At 68.2% G+C, this 21812-nt stretch carries 17 protein-coding genes and 1 pseudogene; 7 read left to right on the top strand and 11 right to left on the bottom strand.

Annotated elements, in window-relative coordinates; all coding sequences use genetic code 11:
- Window positions 1-6: 6 nt before the first annotated feature.
- From ACSX1D_RS05075 to ACSX1D_RS05060, 4 genes are all read right to left on the bottom strand, one after another.
- Window positions 7-1713: a phosphoethanolamine transferase gene (locus tag ACSX1D_RS05075; RefSeq protein ID WP_439861256.1), complete on the bottom strand. Its 1707-nt coding sequence runs from the start codon at window positions 1711-1713 to the stop codon at window positions 7-9.
- A gap of 164 nt (window positions 1714-1877) precedes the next feature.
- On the bottom strand, window positions 1878-2654 hold the full coding sequence (locus tag ACSX1D_RS05070; RefSeq protein ID WP_439861255.1) for a phosphatase PAP2 family protein: 777 nt from the start codon (window positions 2652-2654) through the stop codon (window positions 1878-1880).
- Between the two features lie 360 nt (window positions 2655-3014).
- Window positions 3015-3677 (bottom strand): gamma-glutamyl-gamma-aminobutyrate hydrolase family protein, encoded by a 663-nt coding sequence (locus ACSX1D_RS05065; protein ID WP_439861254.1) that lies wholly within the window; start codon window positions 3675-3677, stop codon window positions 3015-3017.
- Window positions 3650-4639 carry an amidoligase family protein gene (locus tag ACSX1D_RS05060; RefSeq protein WP_439861253.1) on the bottom strand — a complete coding sequence of 330 codons (990 nt, stop codon included), beginning with the start codon at window positions 4637-4639 and terminating at the stop codon, window positions 3650-3652. The genes ACSX1D_RS05065 and ACSX1D_RS05060 overlap by 28 nt, the downstream gene beginning before the upstream one ends.
- A gap of 195 nt (window positions 4640-4834) precedes the next feature.
- Here ACSX1D_RS05060 and ACSX1D_RS05055 point away from each other — a divergent pair, with 195 nt between their 5' ends.
- From ACSX1D_RS05055 to dsdC, 4 genes are all read left to right on the top strand, one after another.
- Window positions 4835-5512, top strand: a complete 678-nt coding sequence (locus ACSX1D_RS05055) for a DUF4197 domain-containing protein (RefSeq protein ID WP_439861252.1) — start codon at window positions 4835-4837, stop codon at window positions 5510-5512.
- Between the two features lie 195 nt (window positions 5513-5707).
- Window positions 5708-6061: a RidA family protein gene (locus ACSX1D_RS05050; protein WP_439861251.1), complete on the top strand. Its 354-nt coding sequence runs from the start codon at window positions 5708-5710 to the stop codon at window positions 6059-6061.
- Window positions 6062-6273: 212 nt separating this feature from the next.
- Entirely contained in the window at window positions 6274-7632 is a 1359-nt protein-coding gene (gene dsdA, locus ACSX1D_RS05045; RefSeq protein ID WP_439861250.1) for a D-serine ammonia-lyase, read from the top strand.
- Between the two features lie 36 nt (window positions 7633-7668).
- Complete coding sequence (dsdC, locus tag ACSX1D_RS05040; RefSeq protein ID WP_439861249.1) at window positions 7669-8631, top strand: DNA-binding transcriptional regulator DsdC; 963 nt, start codon at window positions 7669-7671, stop codon at window positions 8629-8631.
- A 50-nt stretch (window positions 8632-8681) separates the two neighbouring features.
- On the opposite strand, the gene ACSX1D_RS05035 is transcribed toward dsdC, so the two are convergent.
- On the bottom strand, window positions 8682-11750 hold the full coding sequence (locus ACSX1D_RS05035; RefSeq protein ID WP_439861248.1) for an efflux RND transporter permease subunit: 3069 nt from the start codon (window positions 11748-11750) through the stop codon (window positions 8682-8684).
- A gap of 5 nt (window positions 11751-11755) precedes the next feature.
- Window positions 11756-12859, bottom strand: a complete 1104-nt coding sequence (locus tag ACSX1D_RS05030) for an efflux RND transporter periplasmic adaptor subunit (protein WP_439861247.1) — start codon at window positions 12857-12859, stop codon at window positions 11756-11758.
- Window positions 12860-12950: 91 nt separating this feature from the next.
- Between ACSX1D_RS05030 and ACSX1D_RS05025 the strand changes: the two genes are divergently transcribed.
- Window positions 12951-13589, top strand: a complete 639-nt coding sequence (locus tag ACSX1D_RS05025; protein ID WP_439861246.1) for a TetR/AcrR family transcriptional regulator — start codon at window positions 12951-12953, stop codon at window positions 13587-13589.
- Here ACSX1D_RS05025 and ACSX1D_RS05020 read toward each other — a convergent pair.
- Window positions 13590-14368: pseudogene (locus ACSX1D_RS05020) on the bottom strand (class I SAM-dependent methyltransferase). It abuts the gene before it with no gap.
- Window positions 14369-14478: 110 nt separating this feature from the next.
- On the opposite strand from ACSX1D_RS05020, the gene ACSX1D_RS05015 reads away from it, so the two are divergent.
- Window positions 14479-14865 (top strand): hypothetical protein, encoded by a 387-nt coding sequence (locus tag ACSX1D_RS05015; protein ID WP_439861245.1) that lies wholly within the window; start codon window positions 14479-14481, stop codon window positions 14863-14865.
- Between the two features lie 27 nt (window positions 14866-14892).
- Here ACSX1D_RS05015 and ACSX1D_RS05010 read toward each other — a convergent pair whose 3' ends face one another.
- Window positions 14893-15930 (bottom strand): GlxA family transcriptional regulator, encoded by a 1038-nt coding sequence (locus tag ACSX1D_RS05010; protein ID WP_439861244.1) that lies wholly within the window; start codon window positions 15928-15930, stop codon window positions 14893-14895.
- 288 nt (window positions 15931-16218) lie between these two features.
- Here ACSX1D_RS05010 and nhaC point away from each other — a divergent pair, with 288 nt between their 5' ends.
- Window positions 16219-17721: a Na+/H+ antiporter NhaC gene (nhaC, locus tag ACSX1D_RS05005; RefSeq protein ID WP_439861243.1), complete on the top strand. Its 1503-nt coding sequence runs from the start codon at window positions 16219-16221 to the stop codon at window positions 17719-17721.
- A gap of 110 nt (window positions 17722-17831) precedes the next feature.
- Here nhaC and ACSX1D_RS05000 read toward each other — a convergent pair whose 3' ends face one another.
- The 3 genes from ACSX1D_RS05000 to ACSX1D_RS04990 are packed head-to-tail and all read right to left on the bottom strand — an operon-like array spanning window position 17832 to window position 21701.
- A complete protein-coding gene (locus ACSX1D_RS05000; RefSeq protein ID WP_439861242.1) occupies window positions 17832-20171 on the bottom strand; it encodes an ATP-binding protein in 2340 nt (779 codons plus the stop codon).
- Window positions 20155-20979 (bottom strand): substrate-binding periplasmic protein, encoded by an 825-nt coding sequence (locus tag ACSX1D_RS04995; protein WP_439861241.1) that lies wholly within the window; start codon window positions 20977-20979, stop codon window positions 20155-20157. The genes ACSX1D_RS05000 and ACSX1D_RS04995 overlap by 17 nt, the downstream gene beginning before the upstream one ends.
- Entirely contained in the window at window positions 20976-21701 is a 726-nt protein-coding gene (locus tag ACSX1D_RS04990) for a response regulator (protein ID WP_439861240.1), read from the bottom strand. Before ACSX1D_RS04990 ends, ACSX1D_RS04995 begins: the two co-directional genes overlap by 4 nt.
- Window positions 21702-21812 lie beyond the last annotated feature (111 nt).

Below are 21812 nucleotides of genomic sequence, written 5' to 3'. Positions count from 1 at the left end.
TCGGCGCTAGTTGACGTCATTCGCCGCGCGGTCCAGCTCCGCGGCGGCCTGCTGCGGCGCCAGGCACTGGCGAAACAGGTCGCGTTCGGGCCGGTAGGTCGAGGTCTGCACGGCCATCAGGCCCAGCACCGAGTGGAACAGGTTGTCGTGGGACAGGCGCTGGTCCTTCAGGCCCGCCAGGCAATGGGCCTGCAGGCCGTCATGCTGCTGCAGGCCCTCCGAGACCCAGAGCACCATGGGGATATGGGTCTGCTCGTCGGGCGCCATGGCGTAAGGCAGTCCGTGCAGGTAGAGGCCGCCCTCGCCCAGGGACTCGCCATGGTCGGAGACATAGAGCATGGCCGTGTCGAGGCGCGCGGCGTTGCGCTTGAGCAGCGCGACGGTCTGCGCCAGCACGTGGTCGGTGTAGGCCAGGCTGTTGTCATAGGCGTTGACGATGCTCTGGCTCGAACACTGGTCCAGCTCGTTGCTGCGACAGACCGGGGCGAACTTCTCGAAGGCCGCCGGGTAGCGCTTGTAGTAGGCCGGGCCATGGCTGCCCTTCATGTGCAGCACCACCACGGCGTCGTCGTCCAGCTTGTCGAGATAGCCCTGCAGGCCGCTGAGCAACACCTCGTCGTGGCACTCGCCGTCCGCGCACAGATCGGCCAGCTCGAGGTGCGAGACGTCCTCGCTCGGCACCCGGTCGCACGCGCCCTTGCAGCCGGAATTGTTGTCGCGCCACAACACCCTGACCCCGGCACGCTGCAGCACGTCGAGCAGGCCCTCGCGGTTGCGCGACATCGACTCGCGGTACTGGTCGTGGCCGACCTCGAGGAACATGCAGGGCACCGACACCGCCGTGGCGGTGCCACAGGAGCTGACGTGGCTGAAGCTGATCACCCCGGCCTTGGCCAGCTCCGGGTTGGTCTCGCGGGCATAGCCATTGAGCGAGAAGTTCGCCGCCCGCGCGGTCTCGCCGACCAGCAGCACGGTGAGCCTCGGCTTGCGCGCGGCGCCGACGCTGGTCAGGCGATGGGCGTCCGCGCCGATCACCTGCAGGCTTGGCGGCGCCTGGAACTCGCGGCGCAGGTAGCCATGCAGCGCCGCCAGCACATTGGAAGGCGTCAGCAGCAGGCGCAGCTCGTGGTGGTTGCGCAGCAGCGAGGCATAGGACTGGTACTGGCTCAGGGCGATGCCCAGCAGGCAGACCAGGGCCAAAGCCATGCTGCCCAGCTTGATGCCCAGCTCCCGACGCCAGCCGCGCGGCCGGCTGCGCAGGCGGCTGAGCGCCAGCAGCGGCAAGCCACCGACCAGCGCCAGCCAGACCAGCAGGCGCCAACCGAGCAGCTCGGCGGCCTCGGCGCCGTCGGTCTGCAGCACATTGGTCAGCATGCTGGAGTCGATAACGATGCCGTAGCGGCCCATGAAGTAGCTGGCCACCGCCGAGACCAGCAGCATGACGCCCAGCACCGCCTTGGTCATCCGCCCCCAGGCCAGCAGGCTGAGCAGCAGATAGAGCCAGAGCCAGGCGAACAACGGCAGGCTGAGCAGGAACAGCCAGTTGCCGTTGTCCAGGCCACCCACCCCCTGCCAGACATCGCGCCAGAACGACAGGTTGCTGAACAGCAGCAGCCAGAGCGCCGTCAGCAGGGTCATCAGCGGGCGGCCGACGCTGAGCGTCCAGGCGGCCGAGGGGGGCGCAGCGTCAGGGGTTGGCCGAGTGTGGTTCACGATCGTTCCTAGGCGAGAATCAGGACAGGTGCGCAGGCTAGGCGGGCCGCTGTCGGCGGAATGTCGGGGCGATGTGAAAAATTCGTCGCCACTCCAGCAGCACGCCGGCGAAAGCAGGTCTGGGCATCGGCGGTGAAAATCCTCGGGGCCAGCTGGGCGCCGACTCAGAAGCGCAAACGGGTGCTAAGCGCCAGGCCCGCGGCCGAAGGCTGCAGGGCGAAGCTGAGGTCCTGGCTGGGCGGCGACTCGAGCAGCAGCCGGTAGCTGAAGTTGGCCAGAAAGCTGCCCAGGGCCATGCCGACCAGGGTGTCGGTCGGGTAGTGCTTGTCCGCTTCGATGCGCGCCAGCGCGGTCAGCCCGTCGACGCCGTATAGCCCCAGGGAAGCCAGCTGGCGCAGGTCGGGATCGAGGTCGATATGCTCCAGATTGCGCCGGGTCAGGCTGGTCTGGGTCGCCACAGTGGCGCTGTGCCTGGAGGGAAAGGCATCGTCGGCGATGCCGTCCGGACGGTCGCGCCCGGACGCGCTCTTCCACTCACCGACCAGACCGTCGACCAGGGCCTTGTCGGCCAGCATCACCGCCAGGTTGCTCGCCCGCCACTCCCAGACCTGAGCGGCACCGACATCCGCCGGCTTCGCCAGCAGGGCGCTGACGCCGTAGAGCAGCGAGCTGGCGGCCATCAGGTCGTTGCTACGCTCCTCGGCATCCTCGCCGAACAGGTACTGATGCTTGGCTGCGGAATGCTGCCATTGCCTGTCCCAGCCTCCCGCGGCGATCACCACGGCGGCAGCCAGGGGGCCCCAGGAGCCCGGTTCCCGGGCCGCCCCAGCGGCGGCTGCGCCGAGGTGTTCCCAGGAAAACCGCGACGCATCCGGCGCGGGCGCCGCCAGGCCGATGCCCGGCAGGAAAGTCAGGATGCAGCACAGCACTCGTCTATTCATGGTCATATGACTCGCAGCGAGCCGGCAGCGTCTCGATCGCGTAACTGCCGCTCACGGATAGGGGAAAGGGTGTTCAGCTGCCGGCAGACGGCGAGCGCTGGCGGGTTCGAGGGACGGGCGCCGCCGACCGCATCGAGCCCCCTGGACGAAGCCGCACGGGCAAAGGCCCTGAGCATCACCCACGGCGACAGCAGCGGCGCGTTGACTGCCGGGCGAACCGGTCTCTCACGGCGACACGCCCGCGTTACTGTGCCGCAGCGCCTGTGAAAGGCTCGTAAAGAAAAGGTGAAGAGCCGCTAAGGCAAGCGACTTGTATCCAGGGCGACGCGAGGGGAAATCATGCGCACGGCGCCCGCCCCCTCATGCCCGCGCGCTGACCAGCCAGCGAAACAGCGCCAGCTGCGCCGGCAGGTAGCACAGGTACTCCGGATGCCACTGCACGCCGATGATCGGCCGGCCGTCCGCCTCCACCGCCTGGACGATATTGTCCAGGTCCCAGGCCACGACCCGCAGCCCCTCGCCAGGGTGGCGCACCGCCTGATGATGCAGGCTGTTAACCCGCAGGCGGAGCTTGCCGCAGAGCCCGGCCAGCCTCGACTCGGGATCGACGCGCACCTGCTTGGTCGGCAGCAGGCCCGGGCGGTTGTAGGTGTGCACGCGCATCGGGCGGATGTCCTGGTGCAGGTTGCCGCCGAGCACCACGTTGATCAGCTGTGCGCCGCGGCAGATGCCGAGCAGCGGGATGCCCTGCTCCAGGGCCCGCTCGATCCAGCGCATCTCCAGCTCGTCGCGCGCCGGATCGCTGCGCACCTTGGCGGTGATCTCGCCGCCGTAGTGCTCCGGCCCTATGTCGTCGCCGCCGCCGATGATCAGCGCGCTCAGCGGCCGGCCGCTGCCGGCATGGCGCACGCTGATGCGCTCGGCCTGCGCGCCGGCCAGGCGCAGCGCCAGGCGGGTCGACCACCAGGACGGCGACCAGCGGCGCGAGTTGCCGGTTACCCCCACCCGCGGTCGTTCAGCCATCGTCCGACGTACTCCAGCCATGCCCCACGATTGAGCCCCAGCAGCGGCCGCCAATGCTCGACGAAGGCCGCGCCGAGCGCCTGCAGCTCGTCTTCCCGGGAGGCCAGCTGCTCGACCAGCCACCAGAGGTTCCACGACCCGGCCAGGGACCAGTCGGCCTTCTCGATCTGACAGTTGGGCAGGCGGTAGTGGAAGGTCGGCCGGGCCTTGATCTTGGGGTCGACCACGGTCTGGCGCACCCGCTCGCCATCGATCTGCGCCAGCAACGGCAGCAGGTCCAGGGCGCGGTTGCGCGTGGCGTTGTGCTCGAGGTAGTCATCGAACAGCTGCCCCATGGCGGGCGGCGCCTGTTCGACCAGCAACTTCACGTAGTCCTCCGGATACAGGTCGATGTAGGGGCTGATCTTGCGCGACAGGTCCACCCGATGGGCATCCACCAGCCACCACTGCAGCAAGCCGAAGGCGCGCAGGTAGGCACCGATGGTGGCCGCTTCGAGCCGCGGTATCTCGGGGTTGAGGTGCACGCCAAAGGCCGCCAGTGGCGAATTCTCGGTGCCCACCGCCCCGGCCCGGCGCAGGCCGTCGACCATGCGGTGCAGGCGATGCAGCTCGCCGATGGCGATGGGCGGACAGACCACCTCCAGTGGCACCACCAGGCTCGCCGCCTGGCTGAGCAGGTCCATCCACTGCGCGCCGCCCTCGTCCTCCTCCTCGGCCTTGAGCGCCTGGCGCTTGAGAAAGTCCCAGTCCAGTTCGATGTTGAAGGTGCCCAGGCCGTCCACCTGCAGAACCCGCTCGCTGGCCGAGGTTCGCGACAGCTCACCGCCCAGAGCTTCCTGCACCGCGGCGGCGGTCTGCTCCAGGGTGAGGCCGGTGAACTCCAGCTCGATGCCGACCCGGCGCGGTTCGCCGTCCTCCTTGCAGGTCACAGGGGGCAGCTTGAATTCGAGGTCTTGGGGCATTGCGTCGACAGCCTTTGCAACGGTAAAGGCCTTTCAGTAATAACGCCTGTGGCGCCCCAGCGCAAACCGCGGCACCGCGCCGGCGGATAGCGGGCGCCCGCCCTGCAACCGGCCCGGGCGGCGCCACGCCGGGGTTTGCGCAGCCCTGCCGCTCCGCTAAGCTCGACCCATGCCCTCCGTCAAAAGGATCGCCCCATGCTGCGCCTTTCCACACTGCTCGCCGGCCTGGCCCTGTCCGCCAGCGCCTTCGCCCTGTCGCTCGCCGACCTGACCCAGCAGGACGCCAGCGGCGGCCTCAAGGACGCGCTGATCCAGGGTGCCCAGGTGGCGGTCAGGCAGCTCGGCGCCCCCGGCGGCTTCAACGACAACCCGCAGGTACGCATCGAGCTGCCGGGCAACCTCGGCAAGGCGGCGCAGACCATGAAGCTGATGGGCATGGGCAATCAGGTCGAGCAGCTGGAGCTGAGCATGAACCGCGCCGCCGAGGCTGCCGTGCCCGAGGCCCAGGCGCTGCTGGTCGAGGCGGTGCAGAAGATGACCGTGCAGGACGCCAAGGGCATCCTCACCGGACCGCAGGACTCCGCCACCCAGTACCTGGACCGCAGCAGCCGCGAACAGATTCGCGCGCGCTTCCTGCCCATCGTCAAGCAGGCCACCGACCGGGTCGGCCTGGCCCAGCAGTACAACGCCTTCGCCGGCCAGGCGGCCAACTTCGGCATGCTCGACGCCAAGAACGCCAATATCGAGGGCTATGTCACCGAACAGGCGCTGGACGGCCTGTTCGCCATGATCGCCGAGCAGGAGGCGAGCATCCGCAAGAATCCCGCCGGTGCGGCCACCAGCCTGGCGAAGAAGGTATTCGGCGCGCTCTGAGCGGCCCCGCACCCTCGCTGAGGCCCGCGCGGGCTCAGCCCCGCCTGTTGCCGGCGCCATCGGCGCAACCCGAGCGAACGCAACGCCCAGCCAGCGACTCGACTTGCCCGGCCCGGTCGGGCCCCTCGCACCGCCCGGCACAACGGCGCGGCCACCACGAAGCATCCCCATCCCACACTCGACACAGGAGTCGTCATGAACATTTCACGTTACGAAACCAGCGCGCGCATGAGCCGAATCGTCGTGCACAACCACACCGTCTACCTGTGCGGACAGGTGGCCGAGGACCGCAACGCCGGCATAACCGATCAGACCCGCACCATGCTGGCGAAGGTCGACACCTTGCTGGAGTCGGTCGGCAGCAGCCGCGAGCAGATCCTCTCCGCCACCCTGTACCTGAAGGACATGAGCCTGTTCGCCGAGATGAACGCCGTGTGGGACAACTGGGTGCCGGCCGGCCATGCCCCGGCGCGCGCCTGCGTCGAGGCCTCGATGGCCAGCCCGGAGCTCTTGGTGGAGATCTCAGTGATCGCCGCCGTTTCACCCTGATGTCCACCCCTTTCCCGCCGTAGCCAAGGCGGCGCGACACCCCCGCCCGGCACTCGCCGGGCCTTTTACTGTGCTTGTGGCTGACCTGTTATCACCCATGGCCTGAACACGCATCCTTTGCCAGGAGAGCGACTGCTGCGTCTAATAGGGCCTCCACCGGGATCGCCCAGGTGGCCCCAATCCTCCTCGGAGTCTTCTCGATGAGTTCGCTCATGCCCCTCGGAAAACCGCTCGCCACCTGGTTCCAGGACTACCCGCTGATCGCCCGGCTGGTCGCGCTGCAGCCGCTCAGCTGGTTCAACCCGGGGATCGCCCCCACGGCCGAGGCCCTGGGCGACGTCGGTCTGAGCCAAGCCGACGTCGACGCCGCCAGCGCACGCCTGGCGCGCTTCGCGCCCTACATCGCCCAGGCCTTCCCCGAGACCGCGGCCAGTGGCGGCATCATCGAGTCGCCGCTGGTCCCGGTGGCGCAATTGCAGGCGGCCCTGGCCGCGCGTTACGGCCTGACGCTGCACGGCTCGCTGTGGCTCAAGCAGGACAGTCACTTGCCGATCTCCGGCTCGATCAAGGCCCGCGGTGGCATCTACGAGGTGCTCAAGCACGCCGAAGACCTGGCCCTGGGCGCCGGTCTGCTGCGCCTGGAGGGCGACTACCGGGCGCTCGATGGCGAGGCGGCCCAGGCCTTGTTCGGGCGCCACCGGATCGCCGTCGGCTCCACCGGCAATCTCGGCCTGTCGATCGGCATCATGGCCGCGCGCCTGGGCTTCCAGGCCACGGTGCATATGTCGGCCGACGCCCGCCAGTGGAAGAAGGACAAACTGCGCGCCCACGGCGTCAGCGTGGTCGAATACGCCAGCGACTACGGCGTGGCGGTGGCCGAGGGGCGCAAGCAGGCCAGCGCCGATCCGTTCTGCCACTTCATCGACGATGAGAACTCGCCGGACCTGTTCCTCGGCTATGCGGTGGCCGCCGAACGCCTCAAGGAGCAGCTGCGTGCCGCCGGCATCCGCGTCGACGCCGAGCATCCACTGTTCGTCTACCTGCCCTGCGGCGTCGGCGGCGGTCCCGGCGGGGTGGCCTTCGGCCTCAAGCTGGCGTTCGGCGATGCGGTGCACTGCCTGTTCGCCGAGCCGACCCACTCGCCCTGCATGCTGCTCGGGGTGCATACCGGCCTGCACGAGGCGGTATCGGTGCAGGACTTCGGCATCGACAACCGCACCGCCGCCGACGGCCTGGCGGTCGGCCGCCCGTCCGGCTTCGTCGGCCGCGCCATGCAGCGCCTGATCGACGGCTACTACACGATCGACGACGAGGAGCTGTTCCGCCTGCTGGCGCTGATGGAAAGCAGCGAGGGCCAGCGCCTGGAGCCGTCGGCGCTGGCCGGGGTACCGGGCATGCTGCAGGTGCTGGGCGAACAGCAGGGCTATCGCCAGCGCCTGGGGCTGACGCCCGAGCGCCTGGCCCGCGCCACCCACCTGGTCTGGGCCACCGGCGGCAGCATGGTGCCCGCGGCGGAGATGGCCGCCTACCTGGGCCAAGGCCGGGCGCTGCTGCAGGCCGAACGCGCCTGAGCGCCCAGGCTGTCGCCCCACCGCGAGGACACCGCCATGCTGAACCTGCCACCGCGCCTCGGCGCCGGGCTCAACAGCAGCCAGTTCGCCAACCTCTACACCTTCCAGGCCGCGGCCCGGCATCTGAGCTTCGCCCGTGCCGCCGAGGAGCTGTGCCTGACCCCGAGCGCCGTCAGCCACCGCATCGCCCGCCTGGAGCGCGGCCTGGGCCTGCAACTGTTCCAGCGCCTGCCGCGGCAGATCCGCCTGACCGAGGACGGCCAACGCATCTTCGCCATTCTCCTGGAGACTCTGGACGAATTGCGCGAGGCCCTGCAGCACGGCCCCGCCGCCGAAGTCGCCGGGCCGCTGGCAATCTATGTGCGCCCCTCCCTCGCCGAGTGCTGGCTGGTGCCGCGCCTGGCCGAGTTCACCCAGCGCTACCCGGCGATCACCCTGGATATCCGGGTGGGCAACGCCCGCATCGACTTCCGCACCCAGCACCTCGACCTGGCCCTGTACTACAGCCGGGACGAGTTTCCCGGCCTGGTCTCCACGCGGCTGCTGGAGGAGTGGCTCGCCCCGGTGTGCAGTCCGGCCTATGCCCGCCAGCACGGCCTGCTGGAGGACCCAAGCAACCTGCGCCACTGCACCCTGCTGCACGATGCCCTGGCCTGGGACAACGCCGCCAGCGACGCCGAGTGGCAACTGTGGGCCGCACAGCAGAGGACGACGTTCGAACTGCCGCAACGCAGCCTCAGCTTCGATCGCTCCGACCTCTGCGCCCTGGCTGCCAGCCACCATGCCGGTATCGCCATGGGTCGCTACCAGCTGGTGCGCGAGCGCATCGCCCGCGGCGAGCTGCTGCTGCCGCTCGGCGGCTTCGCCCCGGTCGGGGGTTGCGCCTATTACCTGGTTCACCCGGCGCGCGAGCCGCTGCCCATGCGCCTGCAGCTGTTCATCGACTGGCTGCAGCAATGCGCGGCCGAGGGCGCCGGGCCTGGCCCGACGCCGCCGTGACGCGGCAAGAAAAAAGCCCGGTCGGATGACCGGGCTTCTAGTCATGGCACTCAGCGCGCCGGCTTGACCCTGAACCAGGCCGCATAGAGAGCCGGCAGGAACAGCAGGGTCAGCGCCGTGGCGACGATCAGGCCGCCCATGATGGCCACCGCCATCGGCCCGAAGAAGATGCTGCGCGACAGCGGGATCATCGCCAGCACCGCCGCCAGGGCGGTCAGCACGATCGGCCGGAAGCGCCGCACCGTGGCCTCGATGATCGCCTGCCAGCGGTCCAGGCCGGCGGCGATGTCCTGCTCGATCTGGTCGACCAGGATCACCGAGTTGCGCATGATCATCCCGGACAGGGCGATGGTGCCGAGCATGGCGACGAAGCCGAACGGCTGGCGGAAGATCAGCAGGAACAGGGTCACGCCGATCAGCCCCAGCGGCGCGGTGAGGAACACCATGGCCGAGCGCGAGAAGCTCTTGAGCTGCAGCATCAACAGGGTCAGCACCACCACGATGAACAGCGGCACGCCGGCGTTCACCGACTGCTGTCCGCGCGTCGAGTCCTCCACGGTGCCACCGACGTCCAGCAGGTAGCCGTCCGGCAGCGCGGCGCGAATCGGTTCCAGGGTCGGCAGGATCTGCTTGACCAGGGTGACCGGCTGCTGCTGGCCGTAGATGTCGGCGCGCACGGTGACCGTCGGCAGGCGGTTGCGATGCCAGATCACCCCTTCCTCGAAGCCGTACTCGAGCACGGCGATCTGCGCCAGGGGCACGCGCTTGCCGCTCTCGGTGGGCACCGCCAGGCTCGGCAGCAGGCCCAGCTGCTGGCGCTCGCCCTGGGTGCCGCGCAGGAGGATCTCGATCAGCTCGTTGCCTTCGCGGTAGTGGCTGACCGGCGCGCCGGTCAGCGAGCTCTGCAGGAAGCGCGACAGGTCGGCGGTGCTCACCCCCAGGGCGCGGGCGCGTTCCTGGTCGATGTTCAGGCGCACCACCTTGCTCGGCTCCTCCCAGTCCAGGTGGACGTTGACCACGTGGGGGTTCGCCCGCACCTTGTTCGCCACCTCGCGGGCCAGGGCGCGCACCTCGTCGATGTGCTCGCCGGACACGCGGAACTGCACCGGATAGCCCACCGGCGGGCCGTTCTCCAGGCGCGAGATGCGCGTGCGCAGGCTGGGGAACTCCTGACCCAGGGTGTCGATCAGCCAGCTGCGGATCTTCTCCCGCTCCTCGATGCTTTTCGCCAGGATGACGAACTGGGCGAAGCTCGCGGCCGGCAACTGCTGGTCCAGCGGCAGGTAGAAGCGCGGCGAGCCGCTGCCGACATAGGCGACGAAATTGTCGATGCCCTCATGGCCTTCGAGCAGGGCTTCGAGGCGCTTGACCTCGGCCTCGGTGGCCGCCAGCGAGGCGCCCTCGCCGAGCTTGAGATCGACCATCAGCTCCAGGCGCCCGGAAGCCGGGAAGAACTGCTGGGGCACGAAACGGAACAGCGCGATGGACGCCACGAACAGGGCCAGGGTCAGCAGGATCACCGTTTTGCGCCGGCGCACGCACCACTCCACCATGCGCCGCACGCGCTGATAGAAGGGCGTGCCATAGGGGTCGTGGCCCTGGTCGCTGCCGCCATGCTTGGCCGCATGCAGCTTGGCCAAATCCGGCAGCAGCTTGGCGCCCAGGTAGGGCACGAAGACCACCGCGGCGATCCACGACACCAACAGGGCGATGGTCACCACCTGGAAGATCGAGCGGGTGTACTCGCCAGTACCAGACTGCGCGGTGGCGATCGGCAGGAAGCCGGCGGCGGTGATCAGGGTGCCGGTGAGCATCGGGAAGGCGGTGCTGCTCCAGGCGTAGCTGGCCGCCTTGAGGCGGTCGTAGCCCTGCTCCATCTTGATCGCCATCATCTCCACCGCGATGATCGCATCGTCCACCAGCAGGCCGAGGGCCAGCACCAGGGCGCCGAGGGAAATCTTGTGCAGGCCGATGTCCAGGTAGTACATGGCGGCGAAGGTCATCGCCAGCACCAGCGGGATCGACAGCGCCACCACCAGGCCGGTGCGCAGGCCGAGGGAGAAGAAGCTCACCAGCAGGACGATGATCACCGCCTCGGTGAGCACGCGGACGAACTCCCCAACCCCGGTCTTCACCGCGGCCGGCTGGTCCGACACCTTGCGCAGCTGCATGCCGACCGGCAGGGTCTCCTGCAGGCGGGCGAACTCGCCCTCCAGGGCCTTGCCCAGCACCAGGATGTCGCCACCGCTCTTCATCGACACCGCCAGGCCGATGGCGTCCTCGCCCATGAAGCGCATGCGCGGCGCCGGCGGATCGTTGAAGCCGCGCTTGACCTCGGCCACGTCGCCGATGCGGAAGGTGCGCTCGGCCACGCGGATGGGGAAGTCGCGGATCTGCTCGACCGACTGGAAGCTGCCGGTCACCCGCAGCTGCACGCGATCCGACGCGGTCTCGAAGAAGCCCGCCGAGGACACCGCGTTCTGCTCATCCAGCGCCTGCTGCACCGCCGCCAGGGGCAGGCCGAGGGTGGCCAGCTTGGTGTTGGACAGCTCGATCCAGATCTTCTCGTCCTGCAGGCCGAGCAGGTCGACCTTGCCGACATCCTTGACCCGCTGCAATTGCAGCTGGACGCGGTCGGCGTAGTCCTTAAGCACGGCGTAGTCGAAACCTTCGCCGGTCAGCGCGTAGATATTGCCGAAGGTGGTGCCGAACTCGTCATTGAAGAACGGCCCCTGGATGCCCTGGGGCAAGGTGTGGCGAATGTCGCCGACCTTCTTGCGCACCTGGTACCAGAGGTCGGGAATCTCCTTGGAATGCATGGAGTCGCGGGCGATGAAGGTGACCGAGGACTCGCCCGGGCGGGAGAAGGAGACGATCTTGTCGTACTCGCCAGTCTCCAGCAGCTTCTTCTCGATGCGTTCGGTGACCTGGCGGGACACTTCCTCGGCCGTCGCCCCCGGCCAGTTGGTGCGTATCACCATGGCCTTGAAGGTGAACGGCGGGTCCTCACTCTGCCCCAGCTTGGTGTAGGAAATGGCCCCGACAATACCCAGCAGCAGCATGATGTAGAGGACGATCTGGCGGTTGTTCAGCGCCCAGGCGGATAGGTTGAAAGCCATCGGGACTACTCCTTGGCCACCAGCTTGACTGCACGGTTGTCACGGTCGACCGGGCGCACCTGCTGGCCCTCGCGCAGCACCTGCACGCCGGCGGCCACCACCCAGTCGTCGGCCTTCAGGCCTTCGAGCACCGGCACGGTCTTCTCGCCATAGGCGCCGATACGCACCGGGGTGCGCTTGAGGCTGGAGTCTGCCGGGTCGACCACCCAGACGAAGGGCCGGCCCTGCTCGGCGCTCAGCGCCGACAGCGGCACCGCCAGCGGCACCTCGCCGTCGTGGGCGATGAACACCCGGGCGCTCTGCCCCAGCTCGGCCGGCACCTTGCCTTCGACGAAGGAAACCCGGGCGGCGAAGGTGCGCGACTGCGGGTCGGCGGCCGGCGACATCTCGCGGATCTTCCCGGAAAAGCGCTGGTCGGGCTGCGACCACAGCTCGACCGCCACCGACTGGCCGACCTTGAAACGCTCGAAGGCCTGCTCGGGCAGGCTGATCAGCACCTCCCGCTCGCCATTGGCGGCCAGGGTGAACACGCTCTGCCCCGCTGCCACCACCTGACCCACCTCGACCATGCGCTTGGCGATGATGCCGTCCTGGGACGCGCGCAGCACGGCGTAGCCGGCCTGGTTGCTGGCCACGTCGAACTCGGCCTTGACCTGCTTGAGCCGCGCCTCGCCGGAGCGATAGAGGTTCTCCGCGTTGTCGTACTGCGAGCGGCTGACCAGCTGGCGCTCCAGCAGCGTCTTGTAGCGGTCGCGCTCGGCGCGCACCAGGCGCAGATTGGCTTCGGCGGCGGCCACCTGGGCGCGGATGGCCTCCAGCTGCAGGCGCACGTCCTGGGGGTCCAGTTCGGCCAGGGGCTGGTCCTTCTTCACCTGGTCGCCGACCTCGACCAGACGCTTGGTCACCTTGCCGGCGATGCGGAACGCCAGCTCCGGCTCGAAGCGCGCGCGCACCTCACCGGGGTAGCTGTCCATCAGCTCGGCGGCCGGTTGCGGCTGCACCACCAGGGCCGGACGGATGGACTGTTCGACCTGCTCGCCATTGCCACAGGCGGCGAGCAGCGCGATTAGACTGGCGGGCAGAGCGACGGACAGGACATGGCGCAACATGATGAACGACCTTTCGCGGAGGTTTGGAATATTTGAACCGACGGGTATAGTAAAAATAGCAAACTCGCCAGTCCAGTATTAAAAGCTGCCAATGCCCGACAAATTGTTACCACCCAGCGGCCCCGGTCGCCCGAAAGACCTCGCCAAGCGCCAGGCCATCCTGGACGCGGCGAAGAACCTGTTCCTGCGCCACGGCTACGACGGCAGCAGCATGGACGCCATCGCCGCCGAGGCCGGGGTGTCCAAGCTGACGGTGTACAGCCACTTCACCGACAAGGAGACGCTGTTTTCCGAGGCCATCAAGGCCAAGTGCCAGGAACAGCTGCCCGAGCTGCTGTTTGAGCTGGCGGATGACGCGCCGCTCGAGAGCGTGCTGCTGAACATCGCCCGTGGCTTCCACGCGCTGATCAACAGCCGCGAATCGATCGAGCTGCACCGGGTGATGGTCGGCCTGGGCGCCCAGGACCCCAAGCTGTCGCGGGTCTTCTACGAGGCCGGGCCGCAGCGCGTGTTGCAGGAAATGGAGCATCTGCTGCGCCAGGCCCAGCGCGCCGGCAAGCTGCGCATCGACGACCCGCTGGAAGCGGCCGACCAGTTCTTCTGCCTGGTCAAGGGCGGCGCCAACTTCCGCCTGCTGATCGGCTGCGGCGAGGCGCAGCAGGGGGCGGTGGCCGAGCAGCATGTGCGCAACGTGGTGGCGATGTTCATGCGCGCCTACCGGCCAGGCTAGTCAGGCCTTGGCCAGGGACTTCTTGGGATAGATGTCGTAGCGGCTGGATTTGCCTTCCAGGGCATAGCCGGGCTTGGCCCCGTCGATCAGCGGCGCCTTGCGCGGACGCTTGACCACCACCCGGTGGCTGGCCAGTTCGAGGGCCGCGGCGAGCAGCGCCGGAGCATCCAGGTCGTCGCCGACGAAGGGCCGGAACAGGCGCATTTCCTTCTTCACCAGGGCGCTCTTGTCGCGGTGGGGAAACATCGGGTCTAGGTAGATCACCTGGGGCGGCTCGTCCTGCCAGGCGTCCATCAGTTCGATGGCGTTACCGGCCAGCAGGCGCATGCGGGCGACGATCGGCCCCACCTCGGCGTCGCCGGCGGCGCGCCCCAGGCCATCCTCGAGCAGGGCGGCGATCAGCGGCTGGCGCTCGATCAGGGTCACCTCGCAGCCCAGGCTGGCCAGGACGAAACCATCGCGCCCCAGGCCGGCGGTGGCATCCAGCACCCGCGGGCGCACGCCCGGCTGCACGCCCACGGCCTTGGCGATCATCTGCCCGCTGCCGCCGCCGAACTGGCGGCGATGGGCCATGGCGCCCTCGACGAAGTCCACCCGTACCGGCCCCGGTGCCTGGGGGCCCAGCTCGACCAGTTGCAGGCCCGCCTCGCCCAACTGCAGGGCGTACTGCGCCTCACCGGCGCGCGGCAGGCCCAGGCGTGCGGCCCAGGCGTCGGCGGCCTCGTGCAGATGGGCGGCCAGGGCGTCCATGCGAATGCTGGCGCTGGGCTGTTGGTCACTCATGGGCAATCACACTCGAGATCGTTCAATTCGGCCGCGCGTCGGCCGATAACCAGTTTGGGTCGGCATTCTGCCAGACCCGGCCCCGTCCAGCCGCAACGAGTTGTCCATGATCAACGGCCTCGCCACGCTCCAGCCCTCCTCCGCCGCCGGCCGCAACCTGCCCGCGGTGAGCAGCGAGGCGCAAGTCCGCGGCTATGTCGACTTTCAGCTGCTGCTGAGCAAGCTGCTGCCCCAGCAGCCGGTGGCAACAGCGGACGGGGCCAGCGACGCCGCGCCAGAGCCGGCTCCGCTCCCGGCACCAGCGCAGGAAGCCGTCGATGCGGACTATGCGGACTACCTGGCGCGGCTGACCCTCGAGCACGGCGAATATCTGCGCGCCCGCCCGCAGCCCGTCGATCACCTGAGCCTGGTGCTGCTGGCCGATGCCAGCAACGCCTGCGCCCGCCTCACCGCCCCTGGAGCGGTGCTGGGGCTGCCGCCGCCACCCCGCTGACAGTCAACGGCCGGACGGCGGCGCGGCTCAGCGGCCCTGCTGCGAGGTCGCGCGGAAACGCCCCGGGGCGACGTCGAAGAACTCGCGGAAGCAGCGGCGGAAATGGGAAATGCTAACGAAGCCGCTGGCCACCGCGATCTCGGCCATGGACTTGTTGGTCTGCTGCAGCAACTGGCGCGCGCGGGTCAGGCGCAATTCCAGGTAGTAGCGCGAGGGGGTGGCGTTGACGTGACGGCAGAACAGGCGCTCCAGGTGACGCCGGGAGATGCCCACGCAGTCGGCGATTTCATCGACCACCAGCGGTTCGTCGATGTTGTTGTGCATCAGTTCCAGGGCCAGCTTCAGCGCCTGCGGCAGGGTCGGATCGTAGTCCACCGAGACCACCGACACGTCCATGACCTCGCGCATCTTGTCGCAGCTGAGCACCTCCTCCACCGCGCTGACCAGCTGCTCACCACCGCTGCAGCGCACCACCTCGAGCATCATGCCCAGGGAACTGTTGGCCCCGGCGCAGCTGATCCGTTCACGGTCGACCACATGGGCGTGGCTGGACAGTTTCACGCTGGGAAACAGCTCGGCCATCATCGCCCGGCCATCGGGATGGAAGGCGCACTCGTAGCCGTTCAGCAGCCCGGCCTCGGCGATGAAATAGGCGCCGTTCCACAGGCCGCCGAGGATGGCGCCGGCGGCCTCGGCCGAACGCAGCTTGCTGCGCAGCAGGGGTTCGCCCTGCAGGCGCACGCGGAAACCGCCGCATACCACCAGGATGTCCAGCTTCTTTTCCTCCAGCTCGGCCAGGCGGCAGCCGGCGGAAATGGCGATGCCCAGGTCGCTGACCACCAGTTCCTCGGCCCCCCCGACCACCAGCACCTCGAACAGCGGCGCCGAACTCATCAGGTTGGCGGTGACCAGGGCATCCACCGCGCCGGTGAAGGCCATCATCGAGAAGTTTTCCTGCAGCACGAAGGCCACCCGCCGCGGCGGCAGCACGGGTCCGGCACCCACCATCTTGTCGAGGTGAGCCATGTTCTTGTTTTTCAGCACGCTCTCGAAGGACGATCTCATCTAGCAACTCGGTCAGACATGAAAGCCATGGGGATATTCTAGTTATTCCGCTCGGGCGTTCTATCACGCCCGCCGCGCCGCACGGGCGACGGCGCGAGGCCTGCCAGCATACCCTGACGGCCCGGTCACTCCGCGAGAAAAAATGATGTAAATGTCATGTAACAGCCGCATTACAAGCTGATACAGCACACGGCAAAGCGGTTCACACCGGCTTGTTAGGTTGCTTCCTCCAACAACTACAAAAAAGATCGCCGGCTCAGCGAGGCGATCGCTCCCTGGAGGAAGCACGTGAACAGAAACGACAATAATCGACCTTCGCTCGTCCTCGCCCTGGTCCCGATCGTCCTGACGCTCGGGGTGCTTGGCATCCAACTCTTCTATTACGGCGATTTCACCCCCCACGTCCCTCTGGCCATTGGCCTGGCCATCACCGCGCTGATCGGCTGGTTCCAGGGCTACCGCTGGAAAGACATCGAGGATGGCTCGCTGCACGTGGTCTCCATCGGCCTGCAGTCGATCGGTATCCTCATCGTGGTCGGCATGATCATCGGTACCTGGATCGCCAGTGGCACCGTACCGCTGATGATCTACGGCGGCCTCAAACTGCTCTCACCCGAGCTGTTCCTTGGCGTCGCCATGCTGATGTGCGCCGTGGTATCCGTTTCGCTCGGCACCTCATGGGGCACCGTTGGCACCGTCGGCCTGGCGCTGATGGGGATTGGCGCAGGTTTTGACGTGCCTATGTACTGGACCGCCGGCGCCGTGGTCTCCGGCGCCTTCTTCGGCGACAAGATCTCGCCGCTGTCCGACACCACCAACCTGGCTCCGGCCGTTACCGGCGTCAACCTGTTCGATCACATCCGCAACATGCTGCCCACCACCGTCCCGGCGATGCTCATCGCCCTGGTCATCTACCTGCTGGCGGGCTTCCACCTGATCGGCAGCCAGGACGTCGACGCCAGCAAGATCGACCAGATCACCAACGGCATCGCGCAGAACTTCGAGCTGAGTTGGGTGCTGCTGTTGCCCGCCGTGCTGGTCATCGGCCTGGCATTGAAGAAGATGCCGGCGCTGCCCTCGCTGTTCGCCGGTGCGCTGACCGGCGGCATTCTGGCCATGGTCTACCAGGGCGCCAGCCTGCATGAGGTATTCAGCTTCATGCAGAGCGGCTACAGCATCGACACCGGGATCAAGGAAATCGACAGCCTGCTCAACCGCGGCGGCATTCAGTCCATGGCCTGGGTCATCACCCTGGTGATGATCGCCCTGGCCCTGGGCGGCGCCCTAGAGCGTACCCGCTGCCTGGAAGTGATTGTCGAGGCCGTGCTCAAGCGCACCCGCAGCTTCGGCAGCATGCAGGCTTCGGCAATTGGCACCTCGATCGCCACCAACCTGGTCGCCGGCGACCCCTACCTGTCCATCGCCCTGCCCGGACGCATGTATGCCCCGGCCTATCGCGGCAAGGGCTATTCGACCCTCAACCTGTCCCGCGCGGTCGAGGAAGGCGGCACCCTGATCTCGCCGCTGGTGCCCTGGAACGCCGGTGGCGCCATCGTCATCGCGTCCCTGGGGCTGACGGTGGGCGAAGGCAACTTCGAGAACCTGCTGTATATACCGCTGGCCTTCGCCTGCTGGCTGTCACCGCTGATTGGCATCGCCTACGCCTACCTGGGCTGGTTCTCGCCGAAGGCCTCGGCGCTGGAACGGGCGAACTGGAAAGCGCAAGGCGAGGCAATACAGGTCTGCGCAGTCGACGAACCGGGTTACCGCGCCGCAGCCGTGGCCGACTGAGGCCGCAGGCCGAGTGCCACCCGAATCTCGCTTGACCCACAGGGCCGGCCGTCACCAGACGACCGGCCCTGTCGCGTAGCGTCTGACAAGGACCATGCGCCACCGCCGCCTCAGCGCGCGAAGGCCTGGCGGGCACTGGCCAGGGTGCGCTGCAGCACGCTCTTGAACTCGGCGAGTAGCGCCGGACAACCCGCGCCGTCCTCGTGCCGGCTGCTGTCCTCCAGCGCCCGCGCCCGCCCGGCCGCCTCGAGCAGGCCGAGGGTCTGGCAACTGCCGGCCAACTTGTGGGCCAGCTCGCCGACCTCATACAGATCGTCCAGCTGCAGGGCCTCCTCCAGCTGCGCCAGCAAGGCTGCGGCCTGCTCCTCGAACTGCGCGAACAGCTTATCCAGACGCGCCAGGCCGAACACCTGGCGGTGCATGCCCAGCAGCTGCAGATCGACCCCCGCCACGGCTGGCGCCGGCAATACGCCGACCTCGTCGCCAGTGCCAGGGTTCCCTTCGTGGCTCAGGTCCGCCAGCACCTGCTGCAAGGCCTCGAGCTGCAGCGGCTTGGCCTGCACAGCGGCGATGCCGGCGGCCTGATAGGCCTTGATGTCCGCCACGCCGACGCTGGCCGTCAGGGCGATCACCGGGGTGGCGGCGTTGAGGCTGTCGCCGGCGGTGCGAATGGCGTGGGTCACCTCGATACCGCTCATCCCCGGCAGGTGCATGTCCATGAGAATTGCATCGAAGGCCTGCTGCCGGCACACCGCCAGGGCCTGCTCGCCGTCCGCCGCCAATTGCACCAGATGCCCGGCGTGCTCCAGCAGGCCGCGGATGACCTGCTGATTGATCGGCGTATCCTCCACCAACAACAGGCTCAGGCTCGCCAGCGGCACAGGGGCGGCACCGGCGACGGGCTGCGGCGGCGGTGCCTCGGCGGGGTGCAGCGCCACCTCGAACCAGAAGGTGCTGCCCTGCCCTTCGACGCTGTGCACGCCGATCTCGCCGCCCATGGCCGCGACCATCTTCTGGCAGATGGCCAGGCCCAGTCCGGTACCGCCGAAGCGGCGGGTGATGCTCTCGTCGGCCTGGGTGAATCGCTCGAAGATCCGCTGCTGTTGCTCGGTACCGATGCCCATGCCCGTGTCGCGCACCTCGAAGCGCAGGTGCCGGCCTCCGCGCTCGCTCGCGCCAACCCGCACCTCGATGCTGCCGCGCTCGGTGAACTTCACGGCATTGCTGAGCAGGTTGGACAGCACCTGGCGCAGGCAACCGGCGGCACCGCGATAGTAGCCGGGCAGATCCGCCGCGGTCTGGCTACCGACCCGAACCCCCTTGCCCTGCGCCTGCGCCTGCGCTGCGGCCAACAGGGCCTGCTCCTCGACCAGCTGTCGCAGGTCGAACAGCTGCTCTTCTGGCACATAACCGCCCTCCTCCAGCTTGGCGTAGTCGAGCACGCCGTCGAGGATCGCCAGCAGGTTCTCGCCGGACTGCCGCAGGGCCTGCAGGTAGGCGTGGGCCTGTTCGGACTGTGGACAGTGGGCCAGCAGCTGGGTCATGCCGAGGATGCCGCTGATGGGCGTGCGGATCTCGTGGCTGATGCCGGCGAGAAACTGCGAGCGCGCCTGGCTGGCGGCCTCCGCCGCCTCCTTGGCCTGGCGCAAGCTGCGGGTGCGCTTTTCGACCCTGCGGCGCAACTGCTCGCGACTGAACAACAATTGCTCATGGGCCCGCTCGCGGCGATCGATGTCCTGGTTGATGGCCAGGCGCATGTCGTTGAGCGCCTCGGCCACCGCATCGAGTTCGTCACTGCGCCCGCCGGGCTGGCGCTCCAGTTGCAGCGGCGCGTCGCGGGGGCCGCTGCCCAGGCTGCGGGCATAGCGGGCCATGCTCTCCAGATGCCGGGTGACCAGGCGCTGGAAGATCAGCATGACCACCAGTACGACCAGGAAGACGGTCAGGGTCTGGCCGAGAAACAGGGTCAGGGCGCTGCGACCGAGGCGCGCATAGACCGCGCCCAGGTCGGTATGCACCACCAACTGGCCCAGCTTTCGCGGCCCCAGGGAGGTCTGGTGAAGCAGGTCAAAGCGGTGCTGCGCCGTGCGCCGAGCGGGCCGCAGCCCCGCGCGCAGGACCAGGCTTTCGCCGGTGTCGGCATCCTCCAGGGTCAGCGCACTGATGTCGGGAAAGTCGAGGATGCCGCGCATCTGCAGGCGCAACTGCTCCTGGTCGACATCCCAGATGCTCTTGGCCAGGCTGCCCAGGTAGACGTTGCGGATCAGCTCGATGCGCTGCTCGATCACGCGCATTTCGCGCCGGTACTCGATGACCGCCTGGATGGCGGTGGACAGCACCACGAACAGCAGGCTGCAGACCAGCACATAGAGCATCATGCGGTAGCCGAGCGGGTGCTCCTGGCGATAGGTGAGCAGTTTGCGCCAGTGGCTTTCAGGGGGCTGGGTCATAGAGACTGGGCATGCGGTGGGGTTCGGCGAGGTAACGGGCGCTGTAGTGGTCGCTCAGGCGGCCGAGGGTGCCGTCCGCCGCCAGCTCACGCAGGCGCCGGTCGAGGCGCGGCAACAGGGCCAGCAGTTCGGGGTCGCGGCGCACGCCGATATGGTAGTGCTCGGTGACCAGCTCTCCCGGCTGCTTGACGATCAGCTGGCCGTAGCCGAAGCGGCGGTTCTGCAGGGTCCAGCTGTACAGGCCGACCGGCATGAAGTCGATGCGCCCCTGGGCCAGCTTGGCGAAGTTCTGCTCGCCGCTGGAGACCCATTCGATATTCAGGTGCCGCTCGGCGAAGCGGTCGAAGCGGTCACCGAAACTGTCGCCAAGCAACAGGCCGACGGTCAGCCCGCGCAGGTCGTCCCAGTCGCGGAAACGGATCGGCTTGTCGCGACGGGTGAACAACAGGATGGGGTCGGCCACCAGCGCCGCCTCGGTGAAGCCCATCCAGGCTTCCCGCTCGCGGGTGCGGTAGGCCGCCACGACGATATCCACACGCCCCTGCTTGACCTCCAGCAGGCAGCGTTTCCAGTTGCCCGGCACCAGCAGGCGCACCTCGTGGCCCAACTCGGCGAACAACTCGCGCGCCACCTGCGGCGCCAGGCCCACCAGCTCGCCCTGGGAATGCCAGGACACCGGTGGATAGTACGGATGACCGCATGCCAACAGCTCACGCGCCTGGGCCAGCGGCGCCAGCAGGGCCAGCAGCAGGGCCAGGGCCAGCGGCGCCAGCAGGGCCAGCAGCAGGGCCAGGGCCGCGCGTTTCACCGGGGCTGCAGCGCCTTGGGCGCGAGTAGATAGCCGACCCCATGGACGGTGAGGATGATCCGCGGGTTGGCCGGGTCGTCCCTGAGCTTGCGGCGCAGACGACCAACCAGCACGTCGATGGTGCGGTCGTTCGGCGCCCACTCGCGGTTGCGCATCTGGTCCAGAAGCTGGTCGCGACTCATGGTCTTGCCGATGTGGCTTAGCAGCACGCTGAGCAACTGGAACTCGCCGCCGGTGAGCTGGCTGACCTGGCCATCGCGATCGGTGACCTGACGCAGGCCAAGCTCCACCGTGCATTCATCGAAACGCAACAAGTCCGCCTCGGCGCGGGTTGGCGTCTGGGCCCGGATCAGACGCACGCGACGGCACAGGTTCTTGGCCCGGGCGAGGATCTCGCGCGGGTTGAAAGGCTTGGTGACGTAATCGTCGGCGCCGCACTCCAGGCCGATCAGCTGGTCGACGGCGTCCTGGCGGGCACTGATCAGGATGATGCCGACCTCCGAATGCACCCGCAGCTCGCGGGTCAAGGTCAGGCCGTCCTTGCCGGGCATGCGGATGTCCAGGAGGATCAGGTCCACCGCCTCGCGTGCGAGGATCTGCTCGGCCTCCTCCGCCGTAGCGGCGGCCAGCACCCGATAGCGTTCCTCGGCGAAGTAGTTGCACAGGCACTCGCGGGTGATGACTTCGTCATCCACCACCAACACCGTCAAGTCATCGAACATGCCAGGCCTTCCACGGCTGAAAACTGCTGGCTGGCTCCGGGGGCGGCGCCTCCTGGTATCCAGCCTGAGGCCCGCACTTTATTACAAGCGCGCACGCCCCAGGTGCCTATT

The organism is Pseudomonas sp. MBLB4136, from assembly GCF_051904765.1.
Classification (GTDB): domain Bacteria; phylum Pseudomonadota; class Gammaproteobacteria; order Pseudomonadales; family Pseudomonadaceae; genus Aquipseudomonas.
Note: the sequence above shows the minus strand (reverse complement) of the source record. Positions and strands in the feature narration are given on the sequence as shown.